The sequence below is a fragment of the Methylobacterium sp. JK268 genome (genome assembly GCF_054052225.1).
In genome coordinates this window covers 20,799-36,792 of record NZ_JBSVZN010000019.1, presented here as the reverse complement: position 1 = coordinate 36,792, position 15,994 = coordinate 20,799, and the positions used below count along the sequence as shown (strand labels likewise).

Sequence of the window (15,994 nt, the reverse complement as noted above, 5' to 3'; positions counted from 1 at the left end):
GCGCGCCCGGCCGGCCGCGGCGGGTCCGTGGGATCGGGGTCAGGCGCGCCGTCGCGCGGACGCCTCCGCCTCCCGTGCCTCGCGGCCCGCCGCCCGGATCGCGATCAGGCGATCGCGCACCCGCTCGGCGAGGCGGCTCCAGGACCGCGCGCCGGCCCGGGCGGCGGCTCGGCGGCCCATTGCGGCGAGGCGCTCCCGGTCGGCCGCGAGGGCGCGCAGATGCGCGAGGAACCCCGCGACGCACCTGGCCTGCGGAACGATGAAACCGTCGACGCCGCTCTCCACCGCCTCGGCGACGGCGCCGCACTCGGCGACGATCGGGACGACGCCGTGGGCCATCGCCTCCAGCACGCTGAGCGGCAGACCCTCGTAGCGCGACGGGAGCAGGAGCACGTCGGCCCAGCGATAGACCTCGGCGAGGGCCGCGTCGTCGTAGATCGGCGGCTCGATCAGGTGCGCGTGGCGGCTCAGCACGAGGTTGCCGTCCGTCAGGACCGCCTTCCCGACGAGGCGGATCTCGTAGTCCGGATCCTCGTCGACCTGGTCGATGATGTCCGCCAGCCGGTCGAGACCCTTCTGGGTGTCGAGCCGGCCGAGATAGAGCAGGCGCAGCGGCCCGTCCCGCCCGCGCCGCGCCTCGGCCTCGGCGCGGCTGTCCGCCGCCAGTGACGGCGCGTTGGGCAGGGGCAGCATCTTCGCGCGCGGGATGCCGAGCCCCGCCGCGTCGACCGCCATCATCTCGGAGCAGGTCAGGACGAGGTCGATCGCGTGCTCGTAGGCGAGCGCGAGCGTCGGATGGCCGACATATCCCCCGATGCTCGATTTGTCGAAGAGGTGCAGGTAGGTCGCCGTGGTCACGCCGCGCCGCCGCAGGGCGCTGAACAGGCCGAGGGATTCCGCGGAGTGGCAGCTCACCACGAGCTCGAACGTCGTCAGCAGGTTGGCGAAGTCACGGGCCCAGTCCTCGTCGCGGATCTCCGGCACGCGCGTGCCCAGGAAGGATCCCCCGTGCCAGGCGGCGATCCGGTCCCGCACGTCCACGGCGTAGACGTCGTCGAAGGCCTCCGCGGCGTGGTGCGCGCGGTGGATCACCTCGCTGCCGATCAGGAACAGGCTGGTGTGGAAGCCCAGCCGGCGCAGTTCCCGGCTCAGGCAGAAGGTCACCTTCTCGACGCCGCCGAAGTCGCAATGCGGGAGCAGGAAAGCCAGGCGGCCCTCGCGCGGGGCCGCGATCGGCGGCAGCATCGCCCCGTCGAACTGCGTGCGCGCGCGCGGCATCATCTCGTCGAGGGCGCGCGACCCGAGATACACGTCCTCGACCAGATTGTTCGGACGGCCCCGCAAATCGTGGCAGCGCAGGTGACGGCAGAGCTGCACGAAGTCGTGCACCGCCACGTCCTTGAGGCCCTCGCCCCCCAGCAGCGTCCCCGGTAGGGCGATGTCGAGCGCGACGACGTCGTAGGTGTCGCCGCCTCCGGCGAGGCCGGCGATCCAATCCTCCCCCTCGTCCGTCGCGATCCGGTGCAGGAGCCGGCGGCCGGCGGCGAACAGGTGGGCGCGGGACGAGAAGCCCTGGGCACGCCGCACCTGGATCGCGTCGCCGTCCGAGGCCGTGAGGGTCAGGGCGAAGAAGCCGTGGGACGCGAGCGCCCGTTCGGCCTCGATCGTCACCCAGCGCGTCAGCCCGAGGCGGCGCAGCAGCGCGAGCGTCCGTCCCGACGTGGTGACCGCGTACTGGCCCGCCGAGGCGAAGGCGGGCTCCCGGATCGCCTGCCAGACCCGCGTCTCGTAGGCCTGCCGGCTCATCCGCGCGCCCCCGCGCTGGAGATCCGTCGCCATCTCGACGCTCGCCTCGTCGGAGAGCACGACGGCGAAGCGCGGCAGCTCGTCGTGCTCCAGCTGCACGAAGGTGTTGACCTGGAAGAGGTCCCGGTGCTTGCGGCGCAAATAGGCCCGGATCTGGCCGTCGGCCCGGGCGGAATCGGCCAGCATACTCTCGGCGCGCTTCCGGTAGGACAGGCCGAGCGCCGGCAGGTGGCGCCCGCGGAAGCCGCGCTCGATCGCCGACAGCCAGAAGTCCCAATCCTCGTAGCCCTGCCGCATGGTCTCGTCGAAGCGAAGGCCCGTCTCGACCATCCGGCGCCGGATCAGGCTTCCGGCCTCGCAGATATTGACCACCGCCGCCGCGTAGGCGTTGAAGCTGCCGCTGTAGTCGTTGAAGAGACGGAACCCGAACATGCGGATGTCGGGATAGAACCAGTCGGCGTCGTGATGGGTGGCGAGGGCTTCCCGCATCGCCGCGAAGCTGTAGGGCGCGAGCACGTTGTCGGCGTCGAGGAAGTAGATCCCTTCGGCCCAGGGCAGCGCCCGGAGGGCAAATTCGATCCCGCGGTTGCGCGCCGCGCTGAGCCCCGCATTCGCCTGCCGGATGTAGTGCACGTTGCGCCAGCGCGCGCTGAAGAAGGTCAGCGTCGCGTAGGTCTGACGATCCGGGCAGCCGTCGTCGACGAAGATCACGTCCACGTCGTCGAACCGATCCTGGCGCGCGAGGGAATACATCGCCTCCCGCACCAGGCCGCTGTGCCGGAAGACCGGGACGACGACCGCCAGCCGCGGGAGGTCCCGATGGGCCGGCGGTCGCGCCGACGGGTCGGGAGAGGGATTCGTCGTCACGCCGGGCGCTTCCCCCGCATCGCGGTGAGGTGGAGGAAATGGGCCAGGGCGTGGCGCGTGCCCTCGCCGGCCTCGCGCGTCGCCAGGTAGATGTCGAAGCAGCCGCCGAGGCTGCCGGGCACCTCGAACACGACCTGCCCCTGCTCGCCCGCATTGAGCCGCATCCACGCGGCCTGCCCGTCCAGATCCTGGGCGCTCCCGTCGCCGGCTCCCGTCCGCGCCCCGCCTCCCGGTCCGAGCCAGCGCCGCCGGGCCCTGCGCGACGCGGGCCGACGCAGCCGCACGGCCGCCGCCGCGGGCGCGGCGAACAGGCCGAATTCCGTGGTGGAGGCGTCCGGATGGGCCAGGGCGACATCCGCCACCAGCGCGCGCACGTCGTCGATCCGCACGTTGCGGATCACCGCCACATGCGTCGCGCGATCCGCCGGATGCACGAGCAGGCCCGCCTCGGTGCTGACAAAGCGCAGCATGTCCGCGCGCGGCTCCGGCAGGCCGCCCCCGTAGGCGGCGCGCGCCAGCAACTCGTCGATCCTCACCCGACTCGGCCGATCCCGGGCGGCGTCGCCATCCGCGAGGCGGCCCCAGCCGTGGAACGGCAGGCGCAGCCCCGGCACGCCCGCGTAGATGCGCACCGCCATCGGTCGCTCGTCCACCGTGCCGTCCGAGCGGCGGCAGCCGATCCGCGGATCCATGGTGATCTCGCCGAGGCCGATCGCGATCGGCGGCGGCGCATCCGCCTGCCAGTGGATCTCGATCTCGACCGGCTCGTCGAGGGGCTGCGCGGCGAAGGGGCAGTCGAACCGGTTCCACCCGGCGTCGAGGTCCGAGGCCGCCAGGGTCCAGGTGCCGAGACGAGTCCGGGAATGGGCCGCCCGCAGCCCGACCTGCACCGCCGCATGGGCGCCGCGATCGATCTCGGCCAGGTGGAGCTCGAAGGCGTGGACCGCGCGGAACTCCCGCTTGGAGTTCTGCGCGACGCCGGTGAGGCCGACGACCTCCGACGGACGCAGCACGGCGCCGGACGGCGGCAGGAACACGCCGAGGCGGGGCGGTGGCGTAGTGGCCTGCTCGACGTAGCGCTGCGCCTCCTGCAGCGCCTCGAACTGCTCGTAGACGATCTGCTGCAGCCGCCCCGCCTCGACGTGGCCGGCGCTGAGATCCGCCAGGAACCGCCCCGAGAGCCCGAGGGTCCGGCTGAGCTGCCAGTCGAGGATGCCGTCGACACCCGCGGAGGCGTCGTAGATCGCGTCGGTGCCGTCGATCCTCGGCGCGATCTGCCGCAGCCTGCCGATCGCCTCCGGGTGAGCCTCGGTGAAGGCTCGGTCCAGGACGATCCCGATCACCGGGCGGGCCAGGAAACGCGGGTCGTTCGCGGGGCCAGTCTCGGAATCTTCGAAGCCCTGCAGCGCCGCGAGGTCGCGCTCGGAGAGGACCACGTGGTGTCGGCTCGCTGCCGACAGGTTCAGATTCTGCACCAGCCGGTCGAGAACGACGAATGCGTAATGCGGCGCCGTGATATGCGGCCCCTCCGATGCTATCGCCATCTCTACGGGCATGACGATACCGCCGTCTTCACGTCGTGCATTCGGACAATTGGTCTTTTGATTGACCGAGCGTTCGCTCAGGCGTGTGCAGGCCATCGCGGCCCGATGAACGATCCCTTATCCCGTTTCGCGCCATTGGCCAAGACGATACGCGGAGTGAGACCGCATCTTCCGGAAGGTCCGCCGAGATCCCCTTGGGCAAGGGCGGCTGTGCAGCCGGACGCATCGGCCCATCTCGCCTCACCCGCCAAGACGAGTCGAGGCCGATCACTGACGATGGCGCGGGGTCATGGGCCGGCACCTCGCCCCGCCGACCTTCGGCGAGGGCTTGCGGGACCGGGGTGCCGCGGATCGCGCCGCATCCCGGGCGGTGCAGGTGACACGCGCAAGAGGGCCGCGACCGCGGTCAGCCGGCGTCCGGGATCGGCGACCGCCGCACCGCGACGCGAAATTCCGCCTCGATGCCGGACACGATCGGCACCCCGACATAGACCTCGCTCCTGCCGTCCACGGCGGCGATCGGCAGGTCCCCGCGGAAGGTCTTGCGGTCGGGAGCGGGCGCGTCGAGAGCCTCCGCCGGGTCGGCGAGTTCCTGCAGCACCGCGTACTGCCCCTTGTAGCAGTAGGTCAGTCGCCCGAGAGCGGGGATTGCGGCGCCGGACCGGTCGATGCTCCGCGCGGTCACGATGACGGTGCTGCCGGTCGCGGCATAGGCGGGCACGTAGAGATAGGCGACGATGATCCCGAGATCGCCGCCGGATCCGGCGGGGCGGCACCGCGACCTCAGGACGTGGGAGCGGCCGTCCCACGCCACGTCGATGGCGATGCCGTAGACGTCCGTTACGCCCTCGAAATAGAGGTAGGGGGCGGCGTTCCCGGCCGGCGCCGGCAGCGCCTCGATCCGCCGGGCTGGCGGGCAGGCCGCGTCGGCGTAGAGGCAGATCGCCTCCGCCGACCCGTTCGCCCTCCAGAGCGAGAACAGGTCGACGGCCTCGCGGTGGGTGAGCAGGGCTTGCAGCGCTTCCCGGTAGAAGAGCCCGACAGGATCGTCCGGCCCGCGTGAGGCGATGTCGTGGATCGCGTCGAGATGCGCGGCCGCACCACTGCCGCAGAGGAAGGCCGTGAGCGGATCCGCCGGGTCGCGCTGGAAGCGCTTCATGGCGCAGACCCGGGTCCCCCGCATCGAGGACGGGGCATCCCGGCTCTCGGCCGGCCGCAACAGGTCGTCGAACCGCACCGCGCCGCCGCTGGTCGCGAACCGTTCCCAGAAATTGTAGCAGAGGATGCCGAATCGCACGGTCGGGTGCGCCGTCAGCACGGTGGCCGGCAGGATCTCCTCGTACGGGAAGGTCTGCACCTCCCTCCGGGCGGCGTCGTCCAGGAACGGACGATGCGCGGCGATGCGGTTCCAATCGGACCGCGACGCGCACAGGCCCTCGATCTGCGACATGCGCAGCGACGCGAACCCGGCGGAGCGGCAATACGCGACGAAGGCGGTGTCGCTCGCGACGCTCGGCCAGTGCCAATCGTCCGGGAGGCGATCGATGCTGCAGGCGAAGGGGTCGCCGGCACCGAGGGTCATCGCACCGGGGATGTCGCAGGCCCGCGTCCTGCGCACGAACAGGGCGTTCGAGGCCAGCGTGCAGAAATACGCGAAGGTGCTGCCCTGCCTCTCGGCAAGGTCGAGGTTCTCCAGGTGGCCGATCAGCAGCGTCGGCCCGACCTTGCTCCGAGGTGTGGCCCCGACATGAATGCGGATTCGCGGGGGGACGTCTCCGAGCGGCGACAGGTCGTCATCCCGGCCCAGGTTGATCACGAGGCCGCAGGCGTCGTCGGTGAAGTGCAGGAAATTCTGAATGTAGAGCTTCAGGAAATCGATATCTTCTGCGAAGATGCAGGAGAACAACACGTCTACGTTCATGACCATTCCCGCTGCTTCGGTGTTCAGCGCGGAGGGCCTTCCCAACGGAACCTCTCGCCTGACGATGAGGCATTCCGTTCAAAGGCGATCGTGCCACGTTCCTCGTCCGTCCGGAGGCGGGTGACGTCCCTCGATCGGCGGCGTTGGGGCCTCTCGCGAGCCGCTTGACCCAACGGCCGGGACCCGCGGTGAGGAACTCTCGGCGTGTATCGACCGGCTATACAGGAAGCGGACCACGGCCTCAATCGAAGGACGCCGAGACTCCGGCTGCGGCCGGCTCCCTTGAGCCGCGATTCCGTCGAGGCGGCGGCGCGCTCCACTCGGCAGCGCGGATGCCGGGGGATCCGCCCCCGTCCCCCTCGGTGGCAGCCGGCCGTGTGCGCACATGTTGCGTGGGACGTGAAAAGCGTCCTGCGGCGGCGGGTGACCGGTGGCCGCACGGTGAGGTGCGGGATCCCCTCCCCCGTACGGGCTCGCGGGCTCACGTTTCCCATTCCGACCCGACCCGATCGAGAATGAGCCGCGATCTCTTATCCCCAGTCGCTCTCGGGCTTGCCCGAGAGCGATCAAGCTTGCGGGGAGGGGAGATCGGGCTTCACCCTCAACCGCTCGGTGTCGGACAGCGACGCGTGAACCCGCAGCTGCGCCGGGATGGGTGCCTACCCTACTGGCCGCCGGCGCCGCTCGCGCTCCCGTTCGGGATCCGGCGCTCCGGCAGGCGCGCATTGCTGCCGGCCGCCGAGTCGGTCGTGATCGTGTCCGCCCCGGTGGCGCCGCGGGCGATCACCACGTCGACATCGTTGCCGGTCGTGTTCGGCTGGACCGTGACGGTCGATCCCGTCGATTCCACGTCGGGTCTCATCGGTGCGGCAGTCTGCGCCGAGACGGTGCCGCCAAGGAGCAAAGTGGAAACGCACGCCGAGGTCGCGCAAAGTACGAGGAAGCGCATCGCATCATCCTGTTCGGGTGGGATGACGGGACAAGTTTCGTTTTCTGCCGATGTTCCACCGGAATTCGGGCGGAAACTGACGTCCGATGTCGGGTCACGCACTTACCGGCAAGAGTGGGGAACTCGGAATCGGGGCGATGCTTGTCCCGCGAGGCGGCCGCGGGCCGTCTTGCCGTGAACGACGCGCGGACGCGGTCCGACCCGTCAGGGTCACGGGGCCTGCGGCCGACGCAATCATGCACCGCGATCTTGGCGCTTGCGTCGGCGCGCCGGGCCGGGGACACATGCGCCGGCCAGTTCGGCCGAAGACCAATCACGCGATGCGGCAGTGCGGGGCCGAAGGCCCCGGAGCGACGGAACGTCGACGCCGCTTCAGGGGGAGCGAACGTCCAATGAGCGCCGTCGCCGCACTGAGTCCGCCCCGCCAGGCCACCCTCTCGGTGTTGGTGGCCCTCAGCGTGACCCACCTGCTCAACGACATGATCCAGTCGCTGATCCCGGCGATCTACCCGATCATCAAGGAGACCTACGGGCTCGACTACATCCAGATCGGGCTGATCACGCTCACCTTCCAGCTCGCGGCCTCGCTCCTGCAGCCGGCCGTCGGTTTCTACACCGACAAGCACCCGATGCCGCACTCGATGATCGTCGGCATGGCCTTCAGCCTGGCGGGTCTGCTCGGCCTCGCCTTCGCCGGCAGCTACGGGCTGCTGCTCGCCGCCTCGGCCTGCGTCGGCCTCGGCTCCTCGATCTTCCATCCCGAGGCGACCCGCATGGCGCGCAACGCCTCGGGCGGGCGGCAGGGCTTGGCGCAGGGCATCTTCCAGGTGGGCGGCCAGGCGGGCGGTGCCCTCGGGCCGCTGCTGGCGGCCTTCATCATCGTGCCGCTGGGCCAGCACAGCCTGGGCTGGTTCTCCATCGCGGCCCTGGCCGCCATGGGGCTGATGGCCTGGACGGCCGGGCGCTACGCGCAGATCGCGCCCCCGCGCCCGGCCAAGGCGGCGGCCGGCGCCGCCGGGCCGATCCCGGGGCGCCCCCGCGCGGCGGTCGTCGTGCCCTTCACGATCCTCATCATCCTGCTGTTCTCGAAGAACGCCTACGCCCAGAGCTTCTCGTCCTTCTACACCTTCTACCTGATGGGCCGGTTCGGCCTCTCGATCCAGCAATCCCAGGTCATGCTGTTCCTGTTCCTGGCCTCCTCGGCGCTGGGCGCGCTCGGCGGCGGCATCCTGGGCGACCGGATCGGCCGCAACCGCATCCTGTGGTTCTCGATCCTGGGCGCGCTGCCCTTCACCCTCGCCCTGCCCTATGCCGGCCTGTTCTGGACGGGCGACCTCACGATCGTCATCAACCTGATCATGTCGAGCGCCTTCGCGGCGATCCTGATCTACGCCATGGAACTGATGCCGGGCCGGGTCGGGCTGGTCGGCGGCTTCTTCTACGGCCTGACCTTCGGCCTGGGCGGCCTCGCGGCGGCCATCCTCGGGGCGCTCGCCGACCGCTACGGCATCGACGCCGTGTACCGGCTCTGCTCCTTCCTGCCGGCCATCGGGCTGCTGGCGTGGTTCCTGCCGCGGCTGCGGGAGGCGGGGGAGTGACCGCCGGGCCGATCGCCCTCGCCACGCTCCTGCCCTGGCTCGACGTCGCCGGCCTCGCCGTGTTCGCGGCCTCCGGCGCGCTCGCGGCCATCCGCAAGCGGCTCGACATCGTCGGCGCCTGCTTCTTCGCCCTCGTCACGGCGACGGGCGGGGGCACGCTGCGCGACCTCCTGATCGGCGCGCCGGTCTTCTGGATGCGGGACCCCGCCCCGGTGGTCCTCTGCCTCCTCGTGGCCGTCGCGGCCTGGGCGCTGCCCCTGCGCTGGTGGCCGCAGCGCGCCCTCGAATGGCTCGACGCCGCCGGCCTCGCCGCCTACGCGGTCTACGGGGCCGGCAAGGCGCTGGAATTCGGCGTCGCGCCGATCTCGGCCGCCGCGGCCGGGATCACCACGGCCTGCCTCGGCGGCGTGATCCGCGACGTCGCGGCCGGCGTGCCCTCGGTGCTGATCCGGCACGAGCTCTACGTGACGGCGGCGCTGGCCGCGGCGGGCCTGTTCGTGGTTCTTGTCGCGGCGGGTCTGACCGATCCCTGGCCGGCCCTGATCGGCACGGCGGCGGGCTTCGTGCTGCGGGGCGCCGCCATCCGCTGGCGACTGACCCTGCGCCCCCATCGCGGGCCCGACGCCGCGCCGATCCGTTGATCGGTGCCGCCGGGACCCTCACCCTGTCGACCCCGAATCGGAGGAATCGCCGTGATCCACGTCCTCGCCATCATCACCACCAAACCCGGCCAGCGGGAGGCGGTGCTCGAGGCCTTTCGCGCCAATATGCCGGCGGTCCACGCCGAGGACGGCTGCATCGCCTACGCGCCGGCCATCGACGCCCAGGGGGTGGGGCCGCTGCAGACGCCGCTCGGGCCGGACAGCTTCGTCGTGATCGAGACCTGGGCCAGCCTCGACGCCCTGCGGGCGCACGCGGCCGCGCCGCACATGGCGGCCTACGCGGCGCGCACGAAGGACCTCGTCGCCTCGCGGGTGATCCACGTGCTCACGCCCGCCTGACCCCTCTCTCGCGCGGCCGGCTCGCATCCTGCATGCACCGGCCCCGCGACGCGCCCCGACCGACGCAAGGCGTCGGACGCGTGCGCCTCGCCGCCGCCCGGCGGCATCCCGAACCAGGAACCGATCCCAGCCATGAGCCTTGCGGACCTTCCCGCGCCGGCGGCCGACCGCGCCGCCGACCTCTCCCCGCGCATCCTCGGCCTCGGCACGAGCCAGATCGGCCTCGTGGCGGATCGCGGGCGGGACGACCCCGAGGTGGTGAAGCTGTGGATCGGCGAGGGCGACCTGCCGACGCCGCCCTTCATCGTCGAGGCGGCGCACCGGGCCATGCTGGACGGCCACACGCGCTACGCCACCTCGCTCGGGCTGCCGCGCCTGCGCGAGGCGTTGAGCGCCTACCATGCCCGCCACTGGGGCGTCGCCGTCCCGCCCGAGCGCTTCGCCGTCACGGCGGGCGGCATGAACGCGATCATGCAGGCCGCGCAGGCGCTCCTGGAGCCCGGCGACGAGGTCGTGATCCCCTCCCCGGCCTGGCCGAACCTCGCCGAGGCGGTTCGCATCGCGGGCGGCGTGCCCGTGACGGTGCCCTACCGGGTGATGCCCGACGGGCGCTTCGGCCTGCCGCTGGCGGACATCGAGGCGGCGCTGACCCCGCGCACCCGGGTGCTGGTGGTGAACTCGCCCTCGAACCCGACCGGCTGGATCATGCCTCAGGCCGAGATGACGGCCCTGCGCGACCTCGCCCGCGCCCGCGGCCTGTGGATCCTGTCGGACGAGGTCTACGCGCACTTCACCTACGGCAACGCCATCGCGCCGTCCTTCCTGCAGATCTGCACCGAGCACGACCGCCTGATCGTCACCAACACCTTCTCGAAGAACTGGGCCATGACCGGCTGGCGCGCGGGGTGGCTGGTCTTCCCGGCCGGCCTCGCCCCGACCTTCGCCAAGCTCGGCCAGTACAACACGACCTCGATCCCGACCTTCGTCCAGCACGCGGCCGTCGCCGCCCTCGACGAGGGCGACGGCTTCATCCGCACCATGGTCGGGCGCTGCGCGGAGGCCCGCGAGATCCTGGTCTCGGGCCTGTCGCGCCTGCCCGGCGTCACCGTCGCGGTGCCGGACGGTGCCTTCTACCTGATGGTCCACGTGGCGGGCCGGGAGCCGAGCCTCGACCTCGCGCTCCGTCTCCTGCGCGAGGCGAAGGTCGGCGTCGCGCCCGGCACCGCCTTCGGCCCGGCGGGCGAGGGGTTCCTCCGCCTCTGCTTCGCCATCAGCCCGTCCCTGGCCCGCGAGGCGGTGGCCCGCCTGTCCGCGGTCCTCGGCGCGTGACCGGCGCCCGCGCTCCTCACGGCAGGACGGGCGGGTGATAGGTCAGCGTGAAGGCCAGGGCCCAGAGCAGGAACAGCACCACCGGCAGGTGGACGAGGAGTTGCAGGAAGCTGAAGCCGACGATGTCGCGCGCCTTGAGGCCGAGGATGCCGAGCAGCGGCAGCATCCAGAACGGGTTGATGAGGTTCGGCAGCGCCTCGGCGGCGTTGTAGATCATCACGGCCCAGCCGAGATGCACCTTCAGCTCGTTGGCCGCCTGCATCACGTAGGGCGCCTCCAGCAGCCACTTGCCGCCGCCGGAGGGCACGAAGAAGCCGAGCACGGCCGAGTAGACGCCCATCGAGAGCGGGTAGGTGCCGGCCGTGTTGACGCTCACGAAGGCGTGGCTGATCGCCTCCGACAGCGTGTCGCCCGCCGGGTTCTTGGCCCCGGTGAGGATCGCGCTGATCGCGGCGTAGAGAGGAAACTGGATCAGGACGCCGGAGGTGGCCGGGACCGCCCGGGCGACCGCGTCCAGGAAGCGCCGCGGGCGCCAGTGGAGCAGGAGGCCGAGGGTGAGGAACAACAGGTTGTAGGTGTTCAGGTTCGAGATCGCGACGATCCAGGATTGCCGCGCGAATTCCTGCCAGATCCAGCCGCCCGCGATGAGGACCAGGAAGAGGGTCAGGAGCGGCCAGTGCTCCAGCGTCTCGCCGGGCTGCGCCGGTGGACCGCGCCGCTCCTCCCGGGCCGCGACGTCCACACCGAGATCCTGCGCGGTGACGGCGCCGGCCGGGGACGGGGCCGACACGTAGGCGATCACGACCGAGAGCCCGAACAGGACGAGGGCGATCAGCATCGACTGCCAGAGGAAGATCGTCTCGGTGAAGGGGATCACGCCGGTGATCGGCAGCACGTTCGGCGGCAGGCTCTTCGGATTGGCCTGGAGCTGGGCGGCCGAGGAACTCAGGCCCATCGCCCAGGTCGCGCCGAGGCCCAGATAGGCCGCGGCGCCGGCCGCGCGGTAATCCATGCGCAGCTCGGTCCGACGGGCCAGCGCCCGCGCGAGGAGGCCGCCGAAGATCAGGCTGAGGCCCCAGCTGAGGAAGGACGACAGCATGGTCGCGATGGCGACGAGGCCCACCGCCCCCCGCCCCGTGCGCGGGATTCGGGCGAGGCGATCGATCATCGCCTGCACCGGCGGCGCGGTGGCCACGACGTAGCCGCCGATCGTCACGAAGGCCATCTGCATCGTGAAGGGGATCAGGCTCCAGAACCCGTCCCCGAAGCTCTTGGCGACCGCGGAGGCGGGGGCGCCGATGGCCAGGGCGCCGAGCGCCACGATCACGACGGCGATCGCGACGAAGATGAAGGCGTCCGGGAACCAGCGCTCGGCCCAGGCGGTGAAGCGGATGCCGAGCCGCGCGAGGCCGCCGACGGCCTCGGCCGGGCCCTCGGGTGGCCGCGTGCCCGCGGGTCGGCCGGTCTGCGCCGTCATCGTGGTCATGGGCGTGTCTCCCTCGCCGGTCGTTGCGCGCGGCGTTCGTTAACAAGAGTTGGCGCGGCCCGGTGGTTGCGCGCCCGGGCGGGCATGGCGGGAGACGGTCTGGCGCGCGGCGGGATCGTGCACCACTCTGCCTTCCCTCAAGGCCCGTCGGCGGGCGCCGCCCGGGCGCCCGCCCATGCCCGAGGTGCCGGATGCCCGACCTGTTCAGCCCCTTCACGCTCAAGGACGTCACGCTGCGCAACCGCATCGCGATGTCGCCCATGACCATGCACCGCTCCCGCGACGGGCACATGAGCGACTTCCACGTGATGCTCTACGGCTCGCGCGCGGCGGGCGGCTTCGGGCTCGTCTTCCCCGAGCAGCTCGCGATCGTGCCGGAGGGCCGGACGACGGTGCATTGCGGCGGCATCTACGACGACGCGCAGGTCGAGGGCCTCGCCCGGGTCTGCGCCATCGTCACGGAGATGGGCGGGGTGCCGGCGATCCAGCTCGGCCATACGGGCCGCAAGGGCTCGGAGACGCGCCCCTGGCTCGGGCGCATCCAGCTCCCGCCCGACCATCCCGAGGGCTGGCAGGTGAAGGGCCCCTCGCCGATCCCCTACGGCGGCAAGTTCACCCAGCCGGTCGAGGAACTCACCGTCGCGGAGATCCACGACCTCCACCGCGCCTACGCGCAGGCCGCCCGGCGCGCCCTGGAGGCGGGCTTCCGCTGGCTGGAGATGCACTTCGCGCACGGCTATCTCGGCGCGAGCTTCTTCTCGCCGATCGCCAACCGGCGCACCGATCGCTACGGCGGCTCCCTCGAGAACCGGCTGCGCTTCCACCTGGAGGCCCTCGACGCGGTGCGGGCGGTCTGGCCGGAGCGGTTGCCGCTGACGATGCGGCTGGGGTCGGACGACCTCAACGCGCGCGGCGTGCAGTTCGACGAGGCGGTGGTGGCGATCGCGATGATGCGCGAGCACGGGCTCGACCTCGCCGACCTCAGCCTCGGCTTCAACACCGACGAGATGACGGATCCACCCTTCGGACGGATGTCGTTCATGGTCGAGCGCGGGGCGCGCGTCCGGCGCGAGGTCGGCATTCCGGTGGGCGTGAGCTGGAACCTCGGCGTCCCGGCGGAGGCCGACCGGGCGATCCGCCAGGACCTCATCGACCTCGTCTTCCTGGGCCGTCCCGCCCTCGCCAATCCGCACTGGCCGGTCTGGGCGGCGCGGGAACTCGGCCACCCGGATCCCTTCTCGCTCGTCCCGGAGGATTGGGGCTGGTGGCTGCGGAACGCCCGCTCCCAGGCCGCCGCCGACTCGGTCGGTCTGCCGCTCCCGGCGGCGGGACCCGCCGGGCCGCGATAGCCGCCGTCCCGCGGGGCGGCCCTGCGGCCTGCGGGATCACGCTCCGCCCCGGCCGGACGCGTGCGGCGCCACGAGGCGATCCGGACAGGAGGAGGCCGCAACCAGGCGGATCCTCACCTGATCCGCTTTGACCGACAGGCGGATCAGTAGCCCCGCGTGACGTCCACGGCCGGGGGCACCCGTCCGGTCGTCCGGTAGGCGCGGACGTTCTGCGCGACGACGGCCGCCGCCGTGCGGGGCGTCGTCGGGCCGGTGACGTGCGGCAGGACCGTCACGCCCGGGTGCCGCCACAGGGGTGAGGTCGCGGGAAGGGGCTCGACCTCGAACACGTCGAGCACCGCGTGCGAGAGGTGCCCGGCATCGAGGGACGCGAGGAGCGCGTCGGTCCGGACGATCGCGCCGCGCCCGACATTGATCAGGGCGGCTCCCGGCCGCATGGCGGCGAATCGCGGCGCATCCAGCAGGCCGCGCGTCTCCGCCGTGAGCGGCAGGAGGCAGACCACGATGTCGCTCAGCCCGAGCAGCCGCGCGAGGCCCTCCGCCCCGCTGAACGCCCGGTCGGCGGTCAGCGGGGCGGGGGCCGACCGGGGCGTGCGGGTCCAGGCGGCGACCTGAAATCCCGCCTGGTCGAGCCGGTGCGCGGCGGCGGTCCCGAGCGCGCCGAGGCCCAGCAGCCCGACCGTCATCTCGGCGGGCGCCCGGTAGGGGCGCGGGTGCCAGAGCCCGGACTCCTGCTGGCGGCGATAGGCGGGCATGTCGCGCTGCAGGAAGTAGGTCCAGGCGAGGACCGCCTCGGCCATGGTTCGGGCGAGTTCCGGATCGACCAGGCGGACGATCGGCACGCCCGTCGGCCCGAGATCGCGCACGAGGCGCTCGACGCCCGCCCAGAGGCTCTGGATCCAGGCGAGGCGCGGCAGCCGCGCGACCGTTCCGGGATCGGGATTGGCGACGATCGCGATCGCGACGGTCTCCCGCTCGGTCGCGCTCAGCTGCGCGAAGGGACGGATGGTCTCCTCGGGCAGCGCCGCGGCCAGGGCCGCGAGGAACGCCGCCTCGTCGTCGGGCTCCAGGGTGCCCAGGAAGGCGATGGGGTCGTGCATCGGGAATCTCGCCGCGTCGGTCAGGTCCGAAACACCCGGTAGGGCATCCCGCAGGCGACCGCGAGGCGATCGCGGTTCAGCGCGCCCGGTGCCCGACCGCGTGCATCTTGCCGATCCCCCAGGCGGCGAGGCCGACCGCCGCGGCGGCGAACGGCGCCGCGACCAGGATGGCGCCCAGCACCTCCGACCCGGTCAGCCACGCGAGCGCCTTGACGGCCGCCATCAGCAGCAGAAAGCCCCCGCAGCACAGGAGGGTCACGACGCCGCCGACGGAGGAGACCACGAGCCTGAGGCTCCGCCCGATCCCGTCGAGCTCGGCCCCGAGCAGGTCGAGATGCATCGTCACGAGGTCGCTGGTCTGCGCCACGGCGTCGAGGACGAGGGTGACGATGCTGTCCCGCTTCGCGCGGACGGCCGTGTCGGGTCGGTTCATCACCCTGCCGTGATCTGCGTGAGGCCGAGCCGACAACCCGGCCGGGACCGCTTCGTTCCGGCCGCGCTGCGCTCCTCCCGGGCCGTGGCAGCCTCGAGAGCATTTTCCGACAGAGTGGATGCCGGTTCGTCGCAGGGAATGCGCAAAAATTCACAGACCCAGAGCAGCGTCCGATTGCAACGTGATCGGATACTGCTCTAGGACGCGGCGTCCTCGAAGAGCGAGCCCGGCATGTAGGGGTGCCCGGAATCTAGGAGCACGCGATCGATGCTCTCGATGGCGGCGATCACGGTCGTGAGGGCCTGGACGCTGGGGAGGTCGAGGACCTGGGAGGCGGCGACGGTCCGGGCCAGGGCGAGCCGGCTCCGGGCGAGCTGCTCCCGGGCTTTCGTCAGGGCCTCGATCTCCGCTGCCGTCATGGTCGCGCCTTCGGCCCGTCGATCGCGGCCGGCCTCGCCCGCGACATCTCTCGGAAGACGTAGCCTCTTTCGGATGGGCCGGATAGGGCCGGGACGCGGCGTGCTCGCGCGGGGCCTTCCACGAGGCGCGGGCTCCGACCGCGTCGCGATCGGAGCCCGCCCGTTCTCTCGGTGGCGGCGGCCGCCGCCGCG

General features: G+C 72.0%; 13 protein-coding genes. 5 read left to right on the top strand and 8 right to left on the bottom strand.

Annotated elements, in window-relative coordinates; genetic code table 11:
• Positions 1–39: 39 nt before the first annotated feature.
• From ACW9J6_RS20285 to ACW9J6_RS20270, 4 genes are all read right to left on the bottom strand, one after another.
• Positions 40–2,673: a glycosyltransferase gene (locus tag ACW9J6_RS20285; protein ID WP_457118316.1), complete on the bottom strand. Its 2,634-nt coding sequence runs from the start codon at positions 2,671–2,673 to the stop codon at positions 40–42.
• Positions 2,670–4,148 (bottom strand): DUF6212 domain-containing protein, encoded by a 1,479-nt coding sequence (locus ACW9J6_RS20280; protein ID WP_457118315.1) that lies wholly within the window; start codon positions 4,146–4,148, stop codon positions 2,670–2,672. Before ACW9J6_RS20280 ends, ACW9J6_RS20285 begins: the two co-directional genes overlap by 4 nt.
• A gap of 475 nt (positions 4,149–4,623) precedes the next feature.
• The gene (locus ACW9J6_RS20275; RefSeq protein ID WP_457118314.1) at positions 4,624–6,138 is read right to left on the bottom strand and encodes a hypothetical protein; all 1,515 of its coding nucleotides are present in this window, start codon (positions 6,136–6,138) and stop codon (positions 4,624–4,626) included.
• A 664-nt stretch (positions 6,139–6,802) separates the two neighbouring features.
• Entirely contained in the window at positions 6,803–6,988 is a 186-nt protein-coding gene (locus ACW9J6_RS20270; RefSeq protein WP_457118313.1) for a hypothetical protein, read from the bottom strand.
• Between the two features lie 491 nt (positions 6,989–7,479).
• Here ACW9J6_RS20270 and ACW9J6_RS20265 point away from each other — a divergent pair, with 491 nt between their 5' ends.
• The 4 genes from ACW9J6_RS20265 to ACW9J6_RS20250 all read left to right on the top strand — a co-directional run bounded on the left by ACW9J6_RS20265 (position 7,480) and on the right by ACW9J6_RS20250 (position 11,015).
• Positions 7,480–8,685, top strand: a complete 1,206-nt coding sequence (locus ACW9J6_RS20265; RefSeq protein WP_457118312.1) for an MFS transporter — start codon at positions 7,480–7,482, stop codon at positions 8,683–8,685.
• Positions 8,682–9,326, top strand: a complete 645-nt coding sequence (locus tag ACW9J6_RS20260; protein WP_457118311.1) for a trimeric intracellular cation channel family protein — start codon at positions 8,682–8,684, stop codon at positions 9,324–9,326. Before ACW9J6_RS20265 ends, ACW9J6_RS20260 begins: the two co-directional genes overlap by 4 nt.
• A gap of 51 nt (positions 9,327–9,377) precedes the next feature.
• Entirely contained in the window at positions 9,378–9,686 is a 309-nt protein-coding gene (locus ACW9J6_RS20255) for a putative quinol monooxygenase (protein WP_457118310.1), read from the top strand.
• A gap of 132 nt (positions 9,687–9,818) precedes the next feature.
• On the top strand, positions 9,819–11,015 hold the full coding sequence (locus ACW9J6_RS20250) for a pyridoxal phosphate-dependent aminotransferase (protein WP_457118309.1): 1,197 nt from the start codon (positions 9,819–9,821) through the stop codon (positions 11,013–11,015).
• Between the two features lie 16 nt (positions 11,016–11,031).
• Here ACW9J6_RS20250 and ACW9J6_RS20245 read toward each other — a convergent pair whose 3' ends face one another.
• Positions 11,032–12,492, bottom strand: a complete 1,461-nt coding sequence (locus tag ACW9J6_RS20245) for a short-chain fatty acid transporter (protein WP_457118432.1) — start codon at positions 12,490–12,492, stop codon at positions 11,032–11,034.
• Between the two features lie 200 nt (positions 12,493–12,692).
• On the opposite strand from ACW9J6_RS20245, the gene ACW9J6_RS20240 reads away from it, so the two are divergent.
• Positions 12,693–13,850: an oxidoreductase gene (locus tag ACW9J6_RS20240; protein WP_457118308.1), complete on the top strand. Its 1,158-nt coding sequence runs from the start codon at positions 12,693–12,695 to the stop codon at positions 13,848–13,850.
• 143 nt (positions 13,851–13,993) lie between these two features.
• On the opposite strand, the gene ACW9J6_RS20235 is transcribed toward ACW9J6_RS20240, so the two are convergent.
• From ACW9J6_RS20235 to ACW9J6_RS20225, 3 genes are all read right to left on the bottom strand, one after another.
• Positions 13,994–14,950 (bottom strand): 2-hydroxyacid dehydrogenase, encoded by a 957-nt coding sequence (locus tag ACW9J6_RS20235; protein WP_457118307.1) that lies wholly within the window; start codon positions 14,948–14,950, stop codon positions 13,994–13,996.
• Positions 14,951–15,026: 76 nt separating this feature from the next.
• Positions 15,027–15,383 carry a phage holin family protein gene (locus tag ACW9J6_RS20230; protein WP_457118306.1) on the bottom strand — a complete coding sequence of 119 codons (357 nt, stop codon included), beginning with the start codon at positions 15,381–15,383 and terminating at the stop codon, positions 15,027–15,029.
• Positions 15,384–15,580: 197 nt separating this feature from the next.
• Entirely contained in the window at positions 15,581–15,802 is a 222-nt protein-coding gene (locus ACW9J6_RS20225; protein WP_457118305.1) for a hypothetical protein, read from the bottom strand.
• Positions 15,803–15,994 lie beyond the last annotated feature (192 nt).

Coding starts and splice junctions, on each gene's coding strand:
- ACW9J6_RS20275 (WP_457118314.1), bottom strand. CDS start 6,138: ATGAACGTAGACGTGTTGTTCTCCTGCATCTTCGCAGAAGATATCGAT.
- ACW9J6_RS20265 (WP_457118312.1), top strand. CDS start 7,480: ATGAGCGCCGTCGCCGCACTGAGTCCGCCCCGCCAGGCCACCCTCTCG.
- ACW9J6_RS20250 (WP_457118309.1), top strand. CDS start 9,819: ATGAGCCTTGCGGACCTTCCCGCGCCGGCGGCCGACCGCGCCGCCGAC.
- ACW9J6_RS20245 (WP_457118432.1), bottom strand. CDS start 12,492: ATGACGGCGCAGACCGGCCGACCCGCGGGCACGCGGCCACCCGAGGGC.
- ACW9J6_RS20240 (WP_457118308.1), top strand. CDS start 12,693: ATGCCCGACCTGTTCAGCCCCTTCACGCTCAAGGACGTCACGCTGCGC.
- ACW9J6_RS20235 (WP_457118307.1), bottom strand. CDS start 14,950: ATGCACGACCCCATCGCCTTCCTGGGCACCCTGGAGCCCGACGACGAG.
- ACW9J6_RS20230 (WP_457118306.1), bottom strand. CDS start 15,383: ATGAACCGACCCGACACGGCCGTCCGCGCGAAGCGGGACAGCATCGTC.
- ACW9J6_RS20225 (WP_457118305.1), bottom strand. CDS start 15,802: ATGACGGCAGCGGAGATCGAGGCCCTGACGAAAGCCCGGGAGCAGCTC.